This window comes from Pseudarthrobacter sp. 1G09 (assembly GCF_050038305.1).
Taxonomy (GTDB): Bacteria; Actinomycetota; Actinomycetes; order Actinomycetales; family Micrococcaceae; genus Arthrobacter; species Arthrobacter equi.
In genome coordinates, this window is record NZ_CP188306.1 from 4,198,947 (window position 1) to 4,218,945 (window position 19,999).

18 protein-coding genes are annotated in these 19,999 nt (G+C 62.5%); 11 read left to right on the forward strand and 7 right to left on the reverse strand.

Features of this window, described 5'->3' with window-relative positions:
* The first annotated feature begins 135 nt into the window (after window positions 1-135).
* From ACP3TD_RS19360 to fdhA, 8 genes are all read left to right on the forward strand, one after another.
* A complete protein-coding gene (locus tag ACP3TD_RS19360) occupies window positions 136-732 on the forward strand; it encodes a hypothetical protein (RefSeq protein ID WP_426764648.1) in 597 nt (198 codons plus the stop codon).
* Window positions 733-806: 74 nt separating this feature from the next.
* On the forward strand, window positions 807-1,406 hold the full coding sequence (locus tag ACP3TD_RS19365) for a TetR/AcrR family transcriptional regulator (RefSeq protein ID WP_426764650.1): 600 nt from the start codon (window positions 807-809) through the stop codon (window positions 1,404-1,406).
* A gap of 338 nt (window positions 1,407-1,744) precedes the next feature.
* The gene (locus tag ACP3TD_RS19370; protein ID WP_426764653.1) at window positions 1,745-3,241 is read left to right on the forward strand and encodes an aldehyde dehydrogenase family protein; all 1,497 of its coding nucleotides are present in this window, start codon (window positions 1,745-1,747) and stop codon (window positions 3,239-3,241) included.
* Entirely contained in the window at window positions 3,242-4,885 is a 1,644-nt protein-coding gene (locus ACP3TD_RS19375) for a GMC family oxidoreductase (RefSeq protein ID WP_426764655.1), read from the forward strand.
* A gap of 153 nt (window positions 4,886-5,038) precedes the next feature.
* Window positions 5,039-6,637, forward strand: coding sequence for an APC family permease (locus ACP3TD_RS19380; RefSeq protein WP_426767312.1), 1,599 nt, complete (start codon window positions 5,039-5,041; stop codon window positions 6,635-6,637).
* 463 nt (window positions 6,638-7,100) lie between these two features.
* On the forward strand, window positions 7,101-8,405 hold the full coding sequence (locus ACP3TD_RS19385; protein ID WP_426764657.1) for an aromatic ring-hydroxylating oxygenase subunit alpha: 1,305 nt from the start codon (window positions 7,101-7,103) through the stop codon (window positions 8,403-8,405).
* The gene (locus ACP3TD_RS19390) at window positions 8,402-9,811 is read left to right on the forward strand and encodes a ferredoxin reductase (RefSeq protein ID WP_426764659.1); all 1,410 of its coding nucleotides are present in this window, start codon (window positions 8,402-8,404) and stop codon (window positions 9,809-9,811) included. Before ACP3TD_RS19385 ends, ACP3TD_RS19390 begins: the two co-directional genes overlap by 4 nt.
* 134 nt (window positions 9,812-9,945) lie before the next feature.
* Window positions 9,946-11,157, forward strand: coding sequence for a formaldehyde dehydrogenase, glutathione-independent (gene fdhA, locus ACP3TD_RS19395; RefSeq protein WP_426764661.1), 1,212 nt, complete (start codon window positions 9,946-9,948; stop codon window positions 11,155-11,157).
* 204 nt (window positions 11,158-11,361) lie between these two features.
* Here the strand turns inward: fdhA and ACP3TD_RS19400 are convergent, their stop codons facing one another.
* The 7 genes from ACP3TD_RS19400 to ACP3TD_RS19430 form a co-directional block, all read right to left on the reverse strand.
* A complete protein-coding gene (locus tag ACP3TD_RS19400; RefSeq protein ID WP_426764662.1) occupies window positions 11,362-11,574 on the reverse strand; it encodes a hypothetical protein in 213 nt (70 codons plus the stop codon).
* Between the two features lie 533 nt (window positions 11,575-12,107).
* Complete coding sequence (locus tag ACP3TD_RS19405) at window positions 12,108-12,536, reverse strand: OsmC family peroxiredoxin (RefSeq protein WP_426764663.1); 429 nt, start codon at window positions 12,534-12,536, stop codon at window positions 12,108-12,110.
* A gap of 24 nt (window positions 12,537-12,560) precedes the next feature.
* On the reverse strand, window positions 12,561-13,073 hold the full coding sequence (locus ACP3TD_RS19410; RefSeq protein ID WP_426764665.1) for a ribose-5-phosphate isomerase: 513 nt from the start codon (window positions 13,071-13,073) through the stop codon (window positions 12,561-12,563).
* A 23-nt stretch (window positions 13,074-13,096) separates the two neighbouring features.
* Complete coding sequence (locus ACP3TD_RS19415; protein ID WP_426764667.1) at window positions 13,097-14,125, reverse strand: 6-phosphofructokinase; 1,029 nt, start codon at window positions 14,123-14,125, stop codon at window positions 13,097-13,099.
* A gap of 79 nt (window positions 14,126-14,204) precedes the next feature.
* Window positions 14,205-15,161 (reverse strand): transketolase family protein, encoded by a 957-nt coding sequence (locus ACP3TD_RS19420; RefSeq protein ID WP_426764669.1) that lies wholly within the window; start codon window positions 15,159-15,161, stop codon window positions 14,205-14,207.
* Between the two features lie 32 nt (window positions 15,162-15,193).
* The gene (locus ACP3TD_RS19425; RefSeq protein WP_426764671.1) at window positions 15,194-16,030 is read right to left on the reverse strand and encodes a transketolase; all 837 of its coding nucleotides are present in this window, start codon (window positions 16,028-16,030) and stop codon (window positions 15,194-15,196) included.
* Between the two features lie 97 nt (window positions 16,031-16,127).
* Window positions 16,128-16,979, reverse strand: coding sequence for an SDR family NAD(P)-dependent oxidoreductase (locus ACP3TD_RS19430; protein ID WP_426764673.1), 852 nt, complete (start codon window positions 16,977-16,979; stop codon window positions 16,128-16,130).
* Window positions 16,980-17,139: 160 nt separating this feature from the next.
* On the opposite strand from ACP3TD_RS19430, the gene ACP3TD_RS19435 reads away from it, so the two are divergent.
* From ACP3TD_RS19435 to ACP3TD_RS19445, 3 genes are all read left to right on the forward strand, one after another.
* A complete protein-coding gene (locus ACP3TD_RS19435) occupies window positions 17,140-17,391 on the forward strand; it encodes an alcohol dehydrogenase catalytic domain-containing protein (protein WP_426764675.1) in 252 nt (83 codons plus the stop codon).
* A 281-nt stretch (window positions 17,392-17,672) separates the two neighbouring features.
* Window positions 17,673-19,133: an MFS transporter gene (locus ACP3TD_RS19440; RefSeq protein ID WP_426764676.1), complete on the forward strand. Its 1,461-nt coding sequence runs from the start codon at window positions 17,673-17,675 to the stop codon at window positions 19,131-19,133.
* A 92-nt stretch (window positions 19,134-19,225) separates the two neighbouring features.
* The gene (locus ACP3TD_RS19445; RefSeq protein ID WP_426764678.1) at window positions 19,226-19,837 is read left to right on the forward strand and encodes a TetR/AcrR family transcriptional regulator; all 612 of its coding nucleotides are present in this window, start codon (window positions 19,226-19,228) and stop codon (window positions 19,835-19,837) included.
* Window positions 19,838-19,999: the final 162 nt, after the last annotated feature.

Consider the following 19,999-nt stretch of genomic DNA (forward strand, 5'->3'; position numbering starts at 1 on the left):
TGGATCCCCGCCCAGCACCAACAGATGCCAGGCGGGGATTCTTCGTGGTCCGGCCATGGCGCAGCGGCGGCGCCGTCCCTAGTCTTAGGACCATGGGGCCGCGAGGCCGATTGCGTGGTGGCACTAGGAGTTCCGGTGGAAGTACTTCTCCCTGAGTATCTGACCTTCGATTACCGCTGCCAGTTCCGCGGGATACCCGGCGTGCACCACGATCCGGACGACTATCCCCTCGTGTGGAACGTCAGCGTCAATGGCCGCACCTGGGACGGCGCGGACGACGGCGGCGACGGCAAGGAAGTCCGCGTTGGCCAAGCGGAACTGTATGTTGTTCCGGATGCCGGGATCATCGACCTGTTCCTGACCCTGGACGCCGTGAACCAGGACGTCGCCGCGGTGGGTGAAATGCTGACGATCAACCGCCCGGACCTGGTCAAGGACCTGGCCCTGGGCGGGGATCTGCTGATCCTTTCCAAGCTCCATGTGGCTCCGGAATTCCGCAGGAACAAGCTCGGCCACGAGATCCTGAAAGCCGTCCTGAGCAGCGTGGGCCGTTCAGCGTCCAAGGTCATCCTCGAAGCAGTCCCGGCGCCCACGGACAACGCCCCTGCCGAAGGAACGGACGGGTACGAGGCCGCGAAGGCATCGTTGCGCCGGTACTGGGAAAGCTTCGGCTTCCACGCCGCCCACGGGGACTACCTGGTGTTCGATGACATGAACGGCGTCGTCGACTGACCGTTCAGCCGCAAAACCACTGCTGCGGAATGGGGAAAGTGCACTGCCGGCGAGTTTGGCAATAGTCTGGCCAGATGGGGACTAACACCGTGAACTCCGGCGAGCAGCTCGACAGGCAGTCCCGCATCCTCGAAGCGGCCCTGGACCTGCTCTCCCGGCACGGGATCTCCGGCGTGAGCATGCGCTCCGTGGCACGGGAGGCGGGCGTCGCCCTCGGCCTGGTGAACTATTACTACGACGACAAGACGAGCCTGATCCGGGCAGCCCTCCACCGCGTCGACGAGCACGACCTCCTGCTGGTCACACCGGACCCGGACTCGGCTCCCGACGAACAGCTGCGCACGGCCCTGCGCCGGGTGGCGGGCGCGGATCTGCTGACCACCAAATACCTCTCGCTGCGCCTTCACCTCTGGGCCCTCGCCCAGGCCGATGAGGGCTACGCCGAAATCAACGCCGCCGCCTTTGACCGGTACATCGACGGCCTTGCCACACTCGTGGCCAATGCCAGGCCCGGGCTCACCTGGGCGGAGTGCCGGGAACGCGCGTCAGATGTGGTGGTCATCCAGAACGGCATGTGGCTGACTTCCCTACTGGGCGTGGATAAGGCATCCATCCAGCGCAGCATCCAGCGCACCGAGGACATCGCCTTCGCCCCCGCTCCGGAAGCCCGCTAATCAGAAGCACCACAAAAACTCTCCCTGCGTCACATTTGAACGAGTGTTCAACTTGCTATTGAACACTCGTTCAACATGCATTACTGTCCTTCTATGACGTACGCCACACCTCCCCGGGTTATGGCTGACAGGGCCCGGCACTTCACCCTCCGCTCCGCGCCGCACTAAGCCCCGCCTGCCCGAAACCCCCGGCGCAATGTCCGCACCACGGACGTCGCGCACCGCAAAAGTCACCTCCGCAGCACAGCCGCCGCACCACCCGGCGCTGCCCTGCCGTGCCCGCAGCGCGGCCGTTGCACCAGCCGGTGCGGCCCGTGACCTACCACTTAGGGAGACACATGACCGATACAGCAGCCACCCTGTTCATCAACGGATCGTGGGAGGCCGCCGCGTCCGGCGCCGTCCGTGAAATCCGCAACCCGGCCGACGGCGAACTGGTCGCCACGGTGTCCGAGGCAGGCCAAGCGGACGCGGAGCGTGCCATCACAGCCGCCCGCGCCGCCTTCGATTCAGGGGCCTGGTCCGGCGTCCCGGCACCCGAGCGCGGCGCATTCCTCCTCAAGGTCGCCGCCGGCCTGCGGGAACACCGCGAAAAGTTCGCCCGCGCCGAGTCCCTGGACACCGGTAAGAGGATGGTGGAAAGCCGCATTGACATGGATGACATCGCCGCCTGCTTCGAATACTTCGGCAGGCTCGCCGGGCAGCAGGCGGGCCGGCTGGTGGACGCCGGGGACCCCGCCGTCGTCAGCCGGATCGCCTACGAACCCGTGGGCGTCTGCGGCCTGATCACGCCCTGGAATTACCCGCTACTCCAGGCCGCCTGGAAGATCGCGCCCGCCTTGGCGGCCGGCTGCACCTTCGTCCTCAAGCCCTCAGAGCTGACCCCCTCCACCAGCATCCTGGCCATGCAACTGCTGCACGACCTGGGCCTGCCGGACGGCGTGGCCAACCTCGTCACCGGGACCGGTCCCGAGGCGGGCGCACCCCTTTCGCAACACCCCGCCGTCGACCTCGTCTCCTTTACCGGCGGGCTGGAAACCGGCAAGCGCATCGCCGCGGCCGCTGCCGGCACCGTCAAGAAGGTGGCGCTTGAACTCGGCGGCAAGAACCCCAACGTGGTGTTCGCGGACGCGGACTTCAATGCCGCCGTCGACAACGCCCTCAACGGCGCGTTCGTCCACTCCGGCCAGGTCTGCTCCGCCGGCGCCCGGCTGGTGGTGGAGGAATCCATCGCCGAACGTTTCGTGGACGAACTGGTCCGCCGTGCCCAGGGCATCCGGCTGGGCGGCCCCTTCGACGAGGACGCCGAATCCGGGCCGCTGATCTCCGCCGCCCACCGGGACAAGGTCAACGCCTACGTCCAGCGCGGCATCGAGGAGGGCGCGCGGCTCCGGACCGGCGGCGCGGCACCGGAAGGCGAAAAGTACGACGCCGGGTTCTACTACCAGCCCACCATCCTGGACCAGGTGCAGCGCGGCATGTCCGTGGTCACCGACGAGGCGTTCGGCCCGGTGGTCACGGTGGAAACCTTCCGCACCGAGGACGAAGCCGTGGCTACCGCCAACGACACCATCTACGGCCTGGCCGGCGCCGTCTGGACGCAGGACGCCGGCAAGGCCCAGCGCGTGGCGGGCAGGCTCCGGCACGGCACCATCTGGATCAACGACTACCACCCCTACCTTCCCCAGGCCGAGTGGGGCGGCTTCGGCCAGTCGGGTGTCGGCCGCGAGCTGGGCCCCACCGGCCTTGCCGAGTACCAGGAAGCCAAGCACATCTACCAGAACACCAGCCCGCAGGTCACCGGCTGGTTCGCTGAGCACAGCAAGGAGAACTAGATGCACATCGACAACATCGAAAACCTCAGCGAGCGCGGATTCGACTACGTCGTCATCGGCGGCGGGTCCGCCGGCGCCGCCGTGGCCGCGCGGCTGAGCGAGGATCCGGACGTGACCGTGGCCCTCGTTGAGGCGGGCCCGGACGACCGCAACCTGCCCGAAATCCTGCAGCTGGACCGCTGGATGGAACTGCTGGAATCCGGCTACGACTGGGACTACCCCATCGAGCCGCAGGAGAACGGCAACTCGTTCATGCGCCACGCCCGCGCCAGGGTGATGGGCGGCTGCTCCAGCCACAACTCCTGCATCGCCTTCTGGGCCCCGCGCGAGGACCTGGACGAATGGGAATCCAAATACGGCGTCACCGGCTGGAACGCCGACGCCGCGTGGCCGCTGTACAAACGGCTGGAAACCAACCAGGACGCCGGCCCGGACGCACCCCACCACGGGGACTCCGGCCCCGTGCACCTGATGAACGTGCCCCCGGCGGATCCTTCCGGCGTCGCCCTCCTTGACGCCTGCGAACAGGCGGGCATTCCCCGCGCCAGGTTCAACACCGGCACCACCGTGGTCAACGGCGCCAACTTCTTCCAGATCAACCGCCGGGCTGACGGAACCAGGTCCTCCAGCTCGGTGTCCTACATCCATCCCATCATGGAGCGGGACAACTTCACCCTGCTGACCGGCCTCCGCGCCCGCCAGCTGGTGTTCGATGCGGACAGGCGCTGCACCGGCGTCGACGTGGTGGACGGAGCGTTCGGCCGCACCCACCGGCTGTCCGCGCGGCAGGAAGTCATCCTGTCCACCGGTGCCATCGATTCGCCCAAGCTGCTCATGCTCTCCGGCATCGGCCCGGCCCAACACCTCGCCGCCCACGGCATTGAGGTCCTGGTGGACTCCCCCGGTGTTGGCGAGCACCTGCAGGACCACCCGGAAGGCGTGGTGCAGTTCGAAGCCAGGCAGCCCATGGTGCAGACGTCCACCCAGTGGTGGGAGATCGGCATCTTCACCCCCACGGAGGACGGCCTGGACCGGCCCGACCTGATGATGCACTACGGCTCCGTCCCGTTCGACATGAACACGCTGCGCCACGGCTACCCCACCACGGAGAACGGCTTCAGCCTCACCCCCAACGTCACCCACGCCCGCTCCCGCGGGACAGTGCGGCTGCGCAGCCGCGACTTCCGGGACAAGCCGATGGTGGATCCCCGCTACTTCACGGACCCGGACGGCCACGACATGCGCGTCATGGTGGCCGGTATCCGCAAGGCCCGCGAAATCGCGGCCCAGCCCGCCATGGCGGAATGGACCGGCCGGGAGCTTTCGCCCGGCGTTGAGGCGCAGACGGACGAGGAACTGCAGGACTACATCCGCAAGACCCACAACACCGTCTACCACCCGGTGGGCACCGTCCGGATGGGAGCGGACGACGACGGGATGTCGCCTTTGGATGCACGGTTGCGGGTCAAGGGTGTCACCGGGCTCCGGGTCGCCGATGCGTCCGTCATGCCCGAGCACGTCACGGTCAACCCGAACATCACGGTGATGATGATCGGCGAGCGCTGCGCCGATCTGATCAAGGCGGATTACGCCGGCAGCTCCGCGGCAACGGCTGAGGAGGATTTCGCCCCTTCATTCGCCTGACAGGCGCGGCACCGCGGCAGCGGGCTTAATATGGCCACGCCGCGTGCACGCCGTCCCTTCGACTCAGCCGCGCCCCAGGGCGGCCGATCCCATCGTGCTTTTCTGATTTAGGAGTCCACAGTGGAACCCAGCAAGAGTATTGATTCAAGCGGCATGGACGAATTTGGCTACACCCAGACCCTGGACCGCAGCATCGGCAAGTTCGCCAGCTTCGCTGCAGGCGTCAGCTACATTTCCATCCTCACCGGCGTTTTCCAGCTGTTCTATTTCGGTTTCTCCATGGCCGGCCCCGCGTACGCGTGGTCCTGGCCCATCGTGTTCGTGGGCCAGCTGATGGTGGCCCTCTGTTTCGCCGAGCTCGCGGGCCGCTACCCGGTGGCCGGTTCGGTCTACAACTGGGCCAAGCGGCTGGCGTCCGGGACGTCCTCCTGGCTGGCCGGCTGGCTGTTGCTGCTGTCGTCCATCATGGCGCTGGGCTCGGTGGCACTGGCACTGCAGATCACGCTGCCGCAGCTCTGGTCCGGCTTCCAGTTCGTCGGTGACGGTACCGGCCCGTTCGATTTCGCCATGAACGGCGTGGTGCTGGCCACCATCATGATCACCATTTCCACCCTGATTAACGCCTTCGGCGTGAAGCTGATGACGCGGATTAACAGCATCGGCGTCTTCGTGGAGCTGGTGGCGGCGGTGCTGCTGATCCTCGCACTCGGCTGGCATGTGGTGCGCGGTCCGGAGGTCTTCTTCGATACGGCGGGCTTCGGCGAAGGGCACGACCTCGGCTTCTTCGGCGTTTTCCTGATCGGGGCCATGGCCTCCGGCTACGTCATGTACGGCTTCGACACCGCCAGCTCGCTGGGTGAGGAGACCAAGGACCCCAAGAAGACTGCCCCCAAGGCCATCCTCCGCGCCGTCACGGCGTCATTCCTGCTGGGCGGCCTTATCCTGCTGTTCGGCATCCTTGCGGCCCCGGACCTGACCGACCCGAAGGTGGGTTCAGCCGATGGCGGCTTGCAGTACATCGTGCTCAGTGTCCTGGGCGGCCCGTTCGGCAAGGCGTTCCTGGCCTGCATTGTGGTGGCGGTGGTGGTGTGCACCCTGGCCGTCCACGCGGCTGCGATCCGGATGATGTTCGCCATGGCCCGGGACAACAACCTGCCCTTCAGCAGGCAGCTCAGTAAAGTGGACCCGGTCCGCCGCACCCCCACCGTGGCTGCCATTGTCATCGGCATCCTTGCGGTCCTGCCGCTGCTGATCAACGTGATGCAGCCGGCCATCTTCACCATCCTGTCCAGCATCAGCATCGTGCTGATCTATATGTCCTACCTGCTGGTGACGGTCCCCCTTCTGCGCAAGCGGCTCCTGAAGAAGTGGCCGCTGGCCGATGCCGACGGCGCCGAGCCAGGGTTCTGCATGGGCAAGTGGGGGCTGCCGGTGAACATCCTTGCGGTCCTGTGGGGTGGTGCCATGACGGTGAACCTGATTTGGCCCCGGCCGGAGATCTACAATTCGGTGCCGCCCTTCGAGTGGTACCTGCAGTGGGGCGGCGTCCTCTTTGTAGCTGCCGTGACCGGCGGCGGGGCCCTGCTGTACCGGCTGAAGATCAGGCACCAGACGGGCGTGCTGGCCGAGCACGCCGTTGCAGTGGCAGCCCACCCGTCCGCAGGCCCGGCCCCGGACGCTGCTCCCGCTGAATCTCTTCCAGCTGGCGCTGTTCCGGCTGAGGAAGAGGCCGTCGTGGCCAGGGTGCCCTAAAGGGCACCACCGCTTGCTGCACAACGCACAGGAAGGGCCGACGACGGCACTCGCCAGGCCGTCGTCGGCCCTTCCGTGCTGCCCCGCGCGGACGGATTTTGACGACTTTTTGACGGCGTCGTCCCGGCGCCCGACGGGTCAATCAGCCGCCATGCCGCGGCGGCCCGACGCACCACGATGTCAAGACATTTCTGTGGCCCCGGCTATGCATTTGTAACTACTTGACAGTCGGCGTGGCATACGTCACGCTGTTGCACATCATGATTGTTGTTGCGTAAGACGCATGCGGAGGGGCCCCAAACATGGAGATGCTTACCAAAAGCACAATCCGTACGCCGGGCCTTCTTCCGCATCGATCCTCCCCCACCGCGTAACGGCGACATTCCGACACCGCGGGTTGCCTCCACCAACTCCGAAGTCTCCCCACCAACCGCATACTTACCCAGCCTCCCGGGAGGAAAAAATGACTGCTCCAGTGAACGTGCCCCTGAACTCACGCGGAAAACTCGCTTCATCACTGCCTGCAGAGCAGCAGGCAGAGATCGCTGCGCTGTTCGAGTTCCGGCGCACGGGCTACTCCCTCGACGCCCCCTTCTACACTGACCCCACGATCTTCAAGATCGACATGGAGGCCATCTTCGGCCAGCACTGGATCTTTGCCGGCAGCGTTGCCGAGCTGCCCGAGCCAGGCGATTACATCACTGTCGACTACGGCCCCTACTCCCTGATCGTGCTGCGCAACGACGACGGCGGCGTCAACGTCCTGCACAACGTGTGCCGCCACCGCGGCGCCCGCGTCCTGACCGAGGCCACCGGTTCCACCGGCAACCTGGTGTGCGGCTACCACTCCTGGACCTACTCCCCCGAGGGCAACCTGATCCACGCCTCCGCTCCCGGGGAGGCCAAGTTCGACAAGAACTGCTTCGCCCTCAAGAAGGCCCACAGCCGCGAGGTTGCCGGACTCATCTTCGTCTGCATCGCTGACGAACCGCCCGCAGACTTCGATGAGACCTCGAAGATCTTCGAGCCCTACCTCGCGCCGCACGACCTGTCCAAGACGAAGATTGCCTACCAGCAGAACATCATCGAAGAGGGCAACTGGAAGCTCGTCATGGAGAACAACCGTGAGTGCTACCACTGCGACGGGCACCCGGAACTCGCCTGCTCCCTCTTCCCCACCTGGGGCCTGACGGAAGGTTTGATCCCCACCCACCTCGAGGAGGTGTGGGACCGCAACAAGGAAGCACAGTCCTCGCTCGAGGAACGGTGCCGCCGCTACGGCCTCCCCTACGAGGTGGTGGAGGAACTGGACACGCGCATCGCGGGCATCCGGATCTCCCGGGAATCCCTTGACGGAGAGGGCGAGTCCTTCTCGGCCGATGGGCGCAGGCTTTCCAAGAAGCTGCTCGGCGACTTGCGGGACTTCCGCTTGGGCCGCTGCTCCATGCACCTGCAGCCGAACAGCTGGTTCCACTTTCAGAGCGACCACGTCATCACCTTCGGCGTCTTCCCCATCAACGAACACCAGACCCTTGTGCGTACCACCTGGCTGGTAGCTGACGACGCCGTGGAAGGCGTCGACTACGACCGCGAGAAGCTGACCTACACCTGGGAGCAGACCAACATCCAGGACAAGGCGTTCGTGGAACTCTGCCAGCAGGGTGCAGCCAGCCCCGCCTACGAGCCCGGCCCGTACATGAAGAGCGAATACCAGGTGGAAGCCTTCATCAACTGGTACGTGCAGCGGGTGCAGGAGCACTTGGCATGATTGAGCTCCTCTCGGAAACGGCGGCTATCCAGGAGCCGCAGCGCATCCGCGGCCTGGAGATGCCGTGGAACAGGGTGATGGGCAGCACCGAGGGACCCGCAGGCGCCGCGCGCGCCCTGGGGCCCTGGCACCCGCAGGAGTTCATGGCCGAATGCGTTGAGACCGTGCCCGAAGCCGGTGGCATGATGACGTTCGTGTTCCGCCGCTGCGACGGGGCTCCCCTGGCGTTCCGTGCGGGCCAGTACGTGAACATTGCCTTCCCGGTGAACGGCGAAGACCAGGAGCCGGTGGACCGCAGCTACTCGCTGTCCAGCTCGCCAACGGAACCCTGGACCTTCAGCGTCACCATCAAGCGCGACGCCGGTGGACTGGTTTCACCGTGGGTGCACGACAACGTGCGGCCGGGCACCGTCCTGGACATGCTGGGACCAGTGGGTGCATTCCACCTGCCCGATGCGGACCGGCGCGCACGGTACCTTTTCCTGGCGGCCGGCGCCGGCATCACGCCTATCATGTCGATGCTGCGGACCATCCACGACCTGCCCGGAACAGCCGACGTGGTGGTCCTCTACCACGGCGCCGAAGCCGGCGGCTTTGCCTTCCACCGGGAGCTTGCCTACATCGCGTCCGTGGACTCGCGCGTCAAGGTGTTCTACGCACTGGGCGACCGCGGCAGGCCCGACGAGTGGGAAGGCTTCAAGGGACGGTTGTCCTCGGCGATGATCGACGAGGTGGCCCCCGATGCCAACGGCCGGCAGGTGTACGCCTGCGGCCCGGAGGGTTACCTGAATACCGCCACTGAGCTGCTGAAGAAGGTGGGCGTCGACGACACCTCCATCTACATGGAGTTCTTCTCCGGCGACCGGCAGACCCTCCTCGAATACCAGGCGGAGCTCGCGCATGCAGCGGACATTGCCGAAGAAATCGCTGAGGAGATCGCCGATTCAGCCGAGGACTACTACGAAAGCCAGCCTGCGGCGTTCGGTATGTACGAGCCCGGCTACGACGAGGATGGAACGCTGAAGGCTTCCGGGCTGCCGCTGGAAGCAGTGGACCCTGACGCTCCGGCCTCCAAGGAGAGCACCGGCGCCGCACCGGAAACCAGCGCTCCCGATGCGTCCAGCTTCGACACCGTGGGAACCGGAAGCCTGACCCTGTCCTTCCTGCGCACCGGAATCAATGTTCGGATCGATCCGGAGCTCCCCATCCTTGAGGTGGCGCAGCGTGCGGGCGTCCGGATCGGCGCCAACTGCAAGGAGGGCATGTGCGGTTCCTGCAAGGTGGTCAAGCTGTCCGGTGAGGTGGACATGAACCACCAGGGTGGAATCCGCAAGCGGGAAATCGACGCCGGCAAGTTCTTGCCCTGCTGCTCCACCGCCCGCACGGACATGGTCATCGACGCGTAGCCGTCCGCTGCGGCATCCATGACTGAACCCGGCCGCTGCACCACAACTGTCAATAGCTGTCCCACGGAAGGTCTGATGCAACCAGCGTCAGGCCTTTTGTGGCAATCGGAACACCAACCAAAGGAGAAACGCCCATGTCAGGTAACAAAGCCGTTGCGTACAAGGAGCCCGGCGTCGTCGAAATCATCGACACCCCCTACCCCACCTTTGAACTGCAGGCCGGCCCCGGCGTCAATCCCATCAATGTCGGCCGGAAGGTCCCGCACGGGGTCATCCTGCGCACCGTAAGCACCAACATCTGCGGCTCGGACCAGCACATGGTCCGCGGCCGCACCACCGCCCCGGCCGGCCTCGTCCTGGGTCACGAAATCACCGGGGAAGTCATTGAGGCGGGGCCGGACGTCGAGTTCATCAAGGTGGGGGACATCGTCTCGGTCCCCTTCAACATCTCCTGCGGCCGCTGCCGGAACTGTAAGGAACGCAAGACCGGGATCTGCCTGAACGTCAACCCGGACCGTCCGGGATCCGCCTATGGCTACGTGGACATGGGCGGTTGGGTTGGCGGCCAGGCCGAATTCGTTCTGGTCCCCTACGCCGACTGGAACCTTTTGCGCTTCCCGGACCGCGACCAGGCGCTGGAGAAGATCATGGACCTGACCATGCTCTCGGATATCCTGCCCACCGGTTTCCATGGAGCCGTCACAGCGGGTGTGGGAGTAGGCTCCACCGTGTATGTTGCCGGAGCCGGACCCGTAGGCCTCGCCGCCGCCGCCAGCGCCCAGCTGCTGGGTGCCGCGGTGGTCATCGTCGGCGACCTCAACGAGGACCGCCTGGCCCAGGCCCGGTCCTTCGGCTGCGAAACCGTCAATGTGGCCAACGGCGACCCCGCTGACCAGATCGAACAGATCCTCGGTGTCCGGGAGGTGGACTCCGGAATCGACGCGGTCGGCTTTGAAGCCCGCGGGCACGGCCACGGCGCCCAGGAGGCGCCGGCCACCGTACTCAATTCGCTGATGGACATCACCACCGCCGGCGGGTCCGTGGGCATCCCCGGCCTGTACGTCACCGGGGATCCGGGCGCTGCGGATGAGGCGGCCCAGAAGGGCAGCCTGTCCCTGTCGCTGGGCACGGGGTGGGCCAAGTCCCTCTCCTTCGCCACGGGCCAGTGCCCGGTGATGAAGTACAACCGGCAGCTCATGATGGCGATCCTGCATGACCGGATCCACATCGCCAAGGCCGTCAACGCCACGGCCATCTCCCTGGAGGACGCGCCGCGGGGTTACGCGGAATTCGATGCCGGCGCGGCCACGAAGTACGTCCTGAACCCGAACGGCTACCTCAACTAAGCCCACAGCCTAAGCGCCACGCACCAAAGGAAGGGCCCGACGACGGCGCATACAGCGCCGCCGTCGGCCCTTCTTTTGTGATCAACGCGCGAGCGCAAAGTGGCATCGGCTGGCAGGCGAAGGGCTCCTGTTTCCCCTACTAGTCGGTGGGTTGTGAAGTCGTGGCATCGTCACTTATGCCGTAAGCCGCTTCCACGTATCCGCCTACCACGCACGTTTTTCGCGGGTTAGACCAAACGGAACATCGTCATGGAGGGCAACGGTGAAGCGACCAGGTGCCTCATGAGTGACCAGAATTCCGCGAAGACCTTCTGACATGGCCTTTTCACGCGTCAGCTCCACGGCATGGTTGAGCTCGCGCTCCAGCACGTCCCTGTTGCTTGCGGTGATCGTGAGGGGACGATCATGAGAGTTCATTGTGTTTCCTTCCTAGGACAGGAACTAGGTGTTTCCGTATCTTCAAATAAGGACTTCCGAGTCCGCGTGAGGATCCCTGGGAAAAATTGAAAAGGGCGTCAGCGGTGCCCAAAGGCCAGGTGCCAGTACCAGCCCTCGATTTTAGACGCCTCAACCAGTAGCTTCGCTGCTCGGCGGTCCGTTGTAGTTCCCGCCATTGAGATGGACCCACTCGGGGACGTCAGAGGGCATGAAGTTACTGTTCTGGAAGCGCTCCCGAGGAGTTTCTGCCGGTGTTGTATCGACCTTTTGCGTTTCTAGTGCGTCGGGCTCTTGTTGCATTGGGACGAGTTCACTCCTAGGTATCTCTTCTGCCGCCGCGGCAGGTTTTGTTGCAGGGATTGACGATGACGAACTGATCCGTTTGAGGATGTGCACGTCGCAGGGCGCGTCGGGCGCAGTCGCATTGTGTTCCCTTCCCAAAGTGCGGGCACCCGGTGGCGTCTGGAAGCGACTGGCCAGCGTTTGCGCGACTTCCTTCGACCGACGTCGTGTCAATCGAGGGTGGCGCTCTCGAGGACAATCTCGATTCCGGCAAGGGCCTGAGACACCGGGCAGTTGGTCTTGGCATCCACCGCTGCGAGCTGGAAATCGTCCTTTGAAATGCCCGGGACGCTGGCGTGAACGCGCAGCTCGCTTCTCGTTACTCCTGTGCCGGGTACGAAGGTGACTGTGGCATCCACGTTCAGCTGGATAGGAGGTGAGCCAGCTTCCGAGAGCACGTTCGCGAGGGCCATGGAATAGCAGGAAGCATGTGCGGCTGCGAGCAGTTCTTCTGGGGTTGTCGTCGAATGGCTGCCCGCGGACCGTGCCAGCCAGTTGACGTCGAGTTCGGTGGTTCCCGAGGTTGCCAGCAGGGTTCGCCCTGCTCCGGACGCGAAATCGCCTCTCCAGTTGGTGCGTGCGTTGCTGTTGATGGACATCGGGGTTCTCCTTCTGTTGGGGCATTAGCCCCGGTTGGACAAGTGGCCGGCCTCATAGTCGAGTATTTGGCTGATGCGACGGCGGTGGCGCGTCTCGCCTGAAAATGGCTCGCGAACGAAGGCCTGGACGAGCCTGATGCATTCATCCGGGGAATGCTGTCGTGAACCGATGGCAAGAATGTTTGCGTCGTTGTGCTCGCGGGCGAGGCGCGCCGTGTCTTCGTTCCATACCAGGGCGGCTCGGATCCCTGGAACTTTGTTCGCCGCGATCTGTTCACCGTTTCCTGATCCTCCGATGACAATGCCGAGGCTGGCTGTTCCATTCGCGATGTCTCGTGCGACTGCTTGGGCTGCGGCGATACAGAACTCGGGATAGTCATCGAGGGGGTCGTATTCGGTTGGTCCGTGGTCGAGGACTTCATGTCCGATTTCGGTGAGTGCTGAGGCGAGTAGCTTGCTTAGTTCCAGACCTGCATGGTCTGTTCCGATGTGTATGCGGGACCCTGTGAGCTGATCCCGTTGGCGTTGAAGAGTCATGGTGGTTCCTAGATCAGGGTGGTTTATCCGAAGAGAAGTGATGCTTCGTGGTAGCGCTCCGGCGGTACTTGCTTGGGAGCGTGGGTGGCCTCGGCGATGCTCACGGTGACGATGTCAGTACCTTTGAGGGCGACCATGCTGCCCCAGCGTGAGGCCTCTGCGGCATCAACGGCGGCCATGCCTAGGCGCGTGGCGAGGACCCGGTCGTACGCGCTCGGGACGCCGCCTCGCTGGGCGAATCCAACTGCTGTTGACCGCGATTCGATGCCCGTCTTTTCCTCAATCAGTGGGGCGAGGCGATCGGCGATTCCGCCTAGTCGAGGGCGGTTGAATGCGTCCAGGCCCTTGTCGGAATAGGCCTGATCCATGCTTTCGAAACGGAAACCTTCTGCGACGACGATGACGGGGGCTCTGCCCCTGTCGCGCACATTTATGACCCAGTCGCAGACTGTCTCGATCGTGAGAGGCTGTTCGGGAATGAGGATCGCGTGAGCGCCTGCCGCCATTCCGGCGTGGAGAGCGATCCAGCCCGCGTGCCGCCCCATAACTTCGACGACGATGCAGCGTTCGTGCGATTCAGCTGTGGTGCGGACACGGTCGATCGCTTCGGTGGCAATTTCCACTGCGGTGTCGAATCCAAAAGAGTAGTCTGTTGCCGCCAGATCATTGTCGATGGTTTTGGGAACGCCGACCACAGGGATCCCCGATTCAGAGAGGCGGCCGGCGGCTGTGAGCGTTCCTTCGCCGCCGACGGCGATGATTGCGTCGATCGAATTGCGTTTGAGCATGGCGCGAATATTGTCGGGACCGCCGTATTCACCGTCGAATGGATTGGTGCGGGAGGAACCGAGTATCGTTCCACCTTGTTTGGAGAGTCCCCGCACGCTGTGGCGGTCGAGGTGGACGAAGTCACCCTCGACCACACCTCTCCAACCAAATCGGAACCCGACGAACTGGGACCCGAATACGCGGTCACCCTTGAGAACGGCCCCTCGAATCACCGCGTTCAGTCCTGGGCAATCGCCACCTGAGGTAAGAATTCCAATCTTCATCTGACTGCTCTCAATATTGTTTCGGGCAAAAGGCGGGCCCGGCGGAATCGTCCCATCCGCCGGGCCCGAACGCATTCAGCTAGGCGGAAACCTTCACGTTCGCGAGCTCGCGTGCTGACGCTGTGACCCCGGCAACGTCGTATCCGTAGTGCGGGTAGATCGTCTCCGGGTATCCGAGCACGGCGAATTCGTCGGGAACTCCAAGCTTCTTAATTTGCGCGCTGACCCCGGCTTCCGCGACGGTGGCAGCCACCAGGGTGCCGAGACCACCCAGGGTGTTGTGGTCCTCGACGGTTAGGATTGCACCGGTCTCAACGGCTGCCTCCACAACCGCATCCCTGTCCATCGGCTTGATGGTGTGCATATCGATGACGCGGACTCCGATGCCCTCCTTCTCAAGAGTGAGCGATGCCTGCAGTCCCAACCACACACCGACGCCGGTGCCGATGATTGTCAGATCGTTGCCTTCACGGACCCGGATCGACTTTCCGATCACGTATTCGTAATCTTCACCCTCGGGGTACACGGCCGGCTCGGCTCCCCGTGCGACGCGCATGAAAATGGGCCCGGGGTAATCGAGCGAGGCTTTGATGAGTTTCACGGCTTGCGCGGCATCAGCGGGCGCGACAACGGTCATGTTGGGGATCGCGTTCATGATTGCGAAGTCAGCGATCGCGTAGTGCGTGGGGCCCCCTCCTGATGTTGTGCCTCCGTGCGTGGCGATGAGTCGCACGGGCACGTCGTTGTAGGCGACGTCAGCGTGGATCTGATCGACCGCGCGGAGTGAAAGGAAGGGCCCGAAGGCGTTAGCGAAGGGCATTTTTCCGGCCAGGGCGTAGCCGGCGGCAATACCAACGAGATTCTGTTCTGCGATTCCGACGTCGATGACCCGGTCGGGCCATTTCTTCGCGCCCTCCTTACGGGGGCTGCCTTCGGCGGTGGCGTCGACGTCGAGCATGATGATGCGGTCGTCGGTTTCCATGAGTTCGAGCAGGTACTTGGGGACAAGGTCTCGAGCGCTTTCGAGTTTGACCATGTCCTCAGTGTTGAAGGTGAATCCGGCCATCTTCAGTTCCGTGCCTTTCTGGTGCTCTCAATGGACGCGATTGCGACGTCCAGGTTTTTGTCGTCGATGCTGCCGAGGTGCCATTTGGGGCTGCCGGACATGAAGTCGACACCGGCACCCTTGACGGTGTGGGAGATGATCACGGTGGGGTTGGACTTGGTGGTGAAATCAACTGGCGGCAGGGACTGGAATGCCGCTACGACCTGTTCCATATCGTTTCCGTCGATCTCTATAACGTCCCACCCGAATGCGTCGAACGCCTTGACATAGTCGACGACGATATTTTCGCCGAGGCGGAACATTCCGGTCGCTTTGTTGAAGTCGATGATCAGTACGAGGTTGCTGAGCTGGTGCGAGCCGGCATACATGGCGGCCTCCCAGTTCGACCCCTCTTCCATTTCCCCGTCGCCGGTCATGACGAAGATGCGGGACTTTTTATTGTCCACGCGGTTCGCCAGGGCGAGGCCCGTCGCGATCGACATCCCGTGCCCGAGGGATCCGGTGGAGGCTTCGATTCCCCGAATGTGCTTTCGATTAGGGTGCATCCCGAAGGGGTGGTCCGGCTTGTTGTAGCCGCCGAAGAGCTCGTCCCAGTCGTAAAGGCCCTGGTCCGCGAGGATGTTGTAGAGCAGCACGCCGTTGTGGCCCTTGCTCAGGATGAATTTGTTGCGTTCGGGGTCGTCGAGGTTCTCGGGGTCGAAGCCGAGGAACTCGTAGTAGAGGGCGACGGCGACGTCAGTGGCAGAAAGGGGTCCGCCCAAATGGACGACTCCGATCAAGTGCGAGGAGAGCACGATTTGCTTCCGAATCCTGATGGCCTTGTCTTCCAACCGGCTCACGAGATCCTGATCGACTGACGTGGTCGATACGTCGAGGATAGTCATAGTGTTGTTCCTTTCAGGCGCCGAGAGGCGACCGGGATGTGGGTGTCGGGGGTCACCAGATAGTGGTGCCGCCATCGATCACGACGTCAGCACCCGTCATGAAAGAAGCGAGGTCAGTGGCAAGGAAGGCGACGATGCCGCCGATTTCGTCCATGGTTCCGAAACGGCCCATGGGAACGGAAAAGGGCGCGTGCCGAGCGGCTGCGTTGAACTGCTCGTAGGAGACTCCCTGGCTTTGCAGGTAAGCGTCGTGAATCCCTGAAATCATGACGCCGGGACTGACGCAATTGACACGGATACCATCGAGGGCATAATCCGCGGCCATCGCCTTCGTAAGATGGATAACCCCGGCCTTGGTCGTAGAGTAGGCGATCCCGTGGCGGCCGCCTTCCGGCGCTTGGTTAACGATCGTCCCCGACATCGATGCGGTGTTGATAATCGAACCGCGGGTGCCGTTGGCCTTCATTGTTGCTGCAGCGCGACGGTTCACAAGGAACATCCCGGTCAAGTTGACCCGGACCATCCGGTCCCAAACTTCGACGGGCATATCAGCGTTATCCTCGCCTGAGACAATCCCGGCATTGCTGTGGACGATATCCAACCCACCCAGCTGGTCGATGACTGTCTGGACCATGGCGTCGACCGCATTGGCGTCACCCACATCGCTGGCTACGGCGATTGTTTTCACGCCAAACCGCTCAGCTATTTCGTCAGCAACCTTTTGCGCATCGTCCAGCCGCGGAGCGATGTCAACAATTGCTACATCAGCTCCAAGTTCGGCGAATGCCGCCGCAGTAGTGCGCCCGATCCCACCGGCAGCGCCGGTAACCAAGGCTTTTTTGCCTGCGAGAGAAAAGCGTTCCTTGATGGACCCTAGCTCCGCGACCTGGGGTGCTGTCTGCATTTTCCGTACCTCCTCGTACTTCCCCCGGCATCGTCACCATGGGGCGGTGACTCGACACTAGACAGCCAATGAACAGGTGTCAATAGCATTGACACCTGTTCATTTTGTGCCCTACCGTCAAACCACTTGCTGCAACGAAGCAGAGCCGGAGGCTTACTACATGAAGGCTGCTGTAACCAGGGATGACCGCCCCACGGGGACGGTTGAGCTCGAGATGTCTCCGCCCGGGGAGGGGCAATTCACCATCTACCTAGATTCGAGCGGAATCTGCGGCAGTGATATTCATTCGCTCGAATCGCTCGGATCGGGGCTCAGCCTCGGCCATGAGTTCGCCGGCATGATCACCAAGCTCGGTGCGGGCGTGCAAGATTTCAGGTTGGCGATCGCATCGTCATCGCAGGCTTGCATATGAAAACGGAGGAATTCGCAAAGGTCAACCCCGTTTCTAAAGAACCTGACGGTGATGTTTTGCTGCTGGTACACCTGCCGGCACCACACGCAAACAGTACTCATGATATCGAACGGGCATGATCACTCATGCCATTCCACTCGAAGAAGTCGATAACGTGCTGGAAGCGCGGAAAGAACGACTTTAGGAAAGTCCTCATCCTGAACAACCAGTGAACTGGCTCTTCTTGTCTTCACCCCTCTATTCCCTATTTATGCGCTTTCAGTGACGAAAGGTAATCACGCATGTCTGCAATCACCCCAGATGGAAAAAATATAGATCTTCGTACCGTCAAAGCCTCCGTGTGGAGGAAGATCGGGTACGCATTGGGCGACTTTGCCTACAATTTTTCGTGGTACATCATCAGCGCACTCCTGCTGGTTTTCTACACAGATGTCTTCCTTATTCCCGCGGCCGTGGTCAGTATCTTCGTCATGCTCATCCGGCTGAGCGATGCGGTCATAGATCCGCTAGTTGGCAGCCTCGTCGACCGCACCCGCTCGAAGTGGGGCCGATACCGGCCCTGGATCCTCTTCGCACCTATCGTCATGGTCATCGCGATGTCCCTGACGTTCTGGGCTCACCCGGATTGGAGTGAGCCGGCCAAGATCACTTACGCCATCATCACCTTCACGATCGCAGCTCTCGCTTCAACGGCAGTGAACATGCCATACGGAGCTCTGAATGCAGTTGTGTCCCTCAACACGGACGACCGTCTCTCCTTCGCGAGCTATCGAATGGTCGCGGCCAGCCTCGGCAGCACGATCGTCGGGTTTCTTGTCTTCCCCCTAATTGAGTTCTTCTCCGGTTCTGAAGGAAATGCCGCGCAAGGCTACGGAGCCACCGTTCCACTGATCGGGACTGTCACGATCGTGCTCTTCGTCATTTGCTTTTTCAGTACGAAAGAAATCGTTCAGCCCGTCAACGCCGCCCAACCGAAAATGCGGCAGTTGTGGGGCTCAGTCGTGAAGAATACTCCCCTGAAAATCGTCGTCATCGGTTTCTTCCTTACCGGATTTATCGGGTACGGGCGAATCGCGATCATGGCATTCTACTTTCAGTACAACGTCGGCGACACGGGGATGTTTGGCATCTTCAACCTCGTCTCCACAGGCGCTTCTGTCATCGGTGCCATCTTGGCTCCGCTGCTTTTGAAAGCTGTTCCGAGCGGCAACAAGGCAAAAGTGGTGATCTTCGCCTCGATTGTCCAGGCAGTGTTCTTCGCCCTGATGTTCGTTGCAGGAACCGACCTTGTCTGGTTCTTTGTCTTTGGAGGTCTCGCGGGAATCGGCTCGGGAATATTCATCGCCATGATGTTCGGCATGATCCCCGATACGGTTGAATACGGCGAGGTTAAAAGCGGTATTCGCAGCGAAGGCTTCAATTACGCTTTCACCTCCCTGGCAATGAAATGGGGTGGAGCGGCCGGCCCGGCCGCGCTTGGATTTGTGCTCGCCGGTACCGGATACATTCCAAATATCGGGCAGTCCAGCGCAGTCCTCGCAGCAATTGCCATCATGATGACGATCGTGCCCGCGATACTCTCGCTTGCCACGGCTATCCCCTTCCTGTTCTACAAACTCGACCGCAAGGCCTTCAACGGAATGGTTGACGAGATCCAGGCCCGCCGGGAACTTGCCACTGACACCATCGATGCCGAGGGACACATCACCGTTCCCAGCCTGGTCGAGACTGAGAGGGACTAAGTAAGCGGTCGTGGGGGTGTCGCCCGTAGGGGTGGCACCCCCAGGCCGGTGCGGCGCCGCTAGACTGGATTTGATTGTGAAGGGAAACATATATGGTCGCAAAACCTAAACTCGCGGAACGGCGGCGTCTCGAAACCCGGGACATGATCCTCACCGGTGCTGCGTCAGTATTCCGGGAACACGGGTACCAGGACGCGACCGTCGAAGAGATCGCCAACCAAGCGGGAGTCAGCCGGGGGACCTTCTACCTTCATTTCAAAGACAAAGCAGAAGCCGCAGTTGCCATCGGCACTCGGCACCTAGCTGGGACCAATGAAATATTCAGACAGCTCGATAACTTGGAGTCTCCATCCATCGCAGATGTTGAGAACTGGCTACATGAGTTGACAGCACATTTTCGTTCCGAGCTCGTGGCACTCGAGGTAGGAACTAAAGCGAGCATCTCCAGCAATGATTTCGCGGTCGAAGACAAACGGATCCAGTTCGAACAAGCGCTGGTTTTTGAGCGCCATCTGTCGGGGCTGACAGGCTCTGCAAGAGAGCTGGCCATTGTTAGACTGTCGCTCCTGCAATCTCAAACACAAATTTATATGTACAACCTGCTGGTCAAAGGCGTTACTCCAGCCCCGTCCACAGTTATGGCTACCGCCCTCGCGCAGATTTGGCTCGCCGAGTTGCGGGGTCTTAACGCCCTAACCTCTTAGTAATGCGGAAGTGCCGCCGATCGTCAGATCTACCGGGGCTTTCCGTGTCCATGCCGGGCTGAGTGCTTAGGACGCGTGACCGGTTGATTCGAGATCCTATGGACGTAGCAGTGAGAGCCAGGGGAATCGAAAATCCGCGGACCCGCGTGATCCGCTCCACTC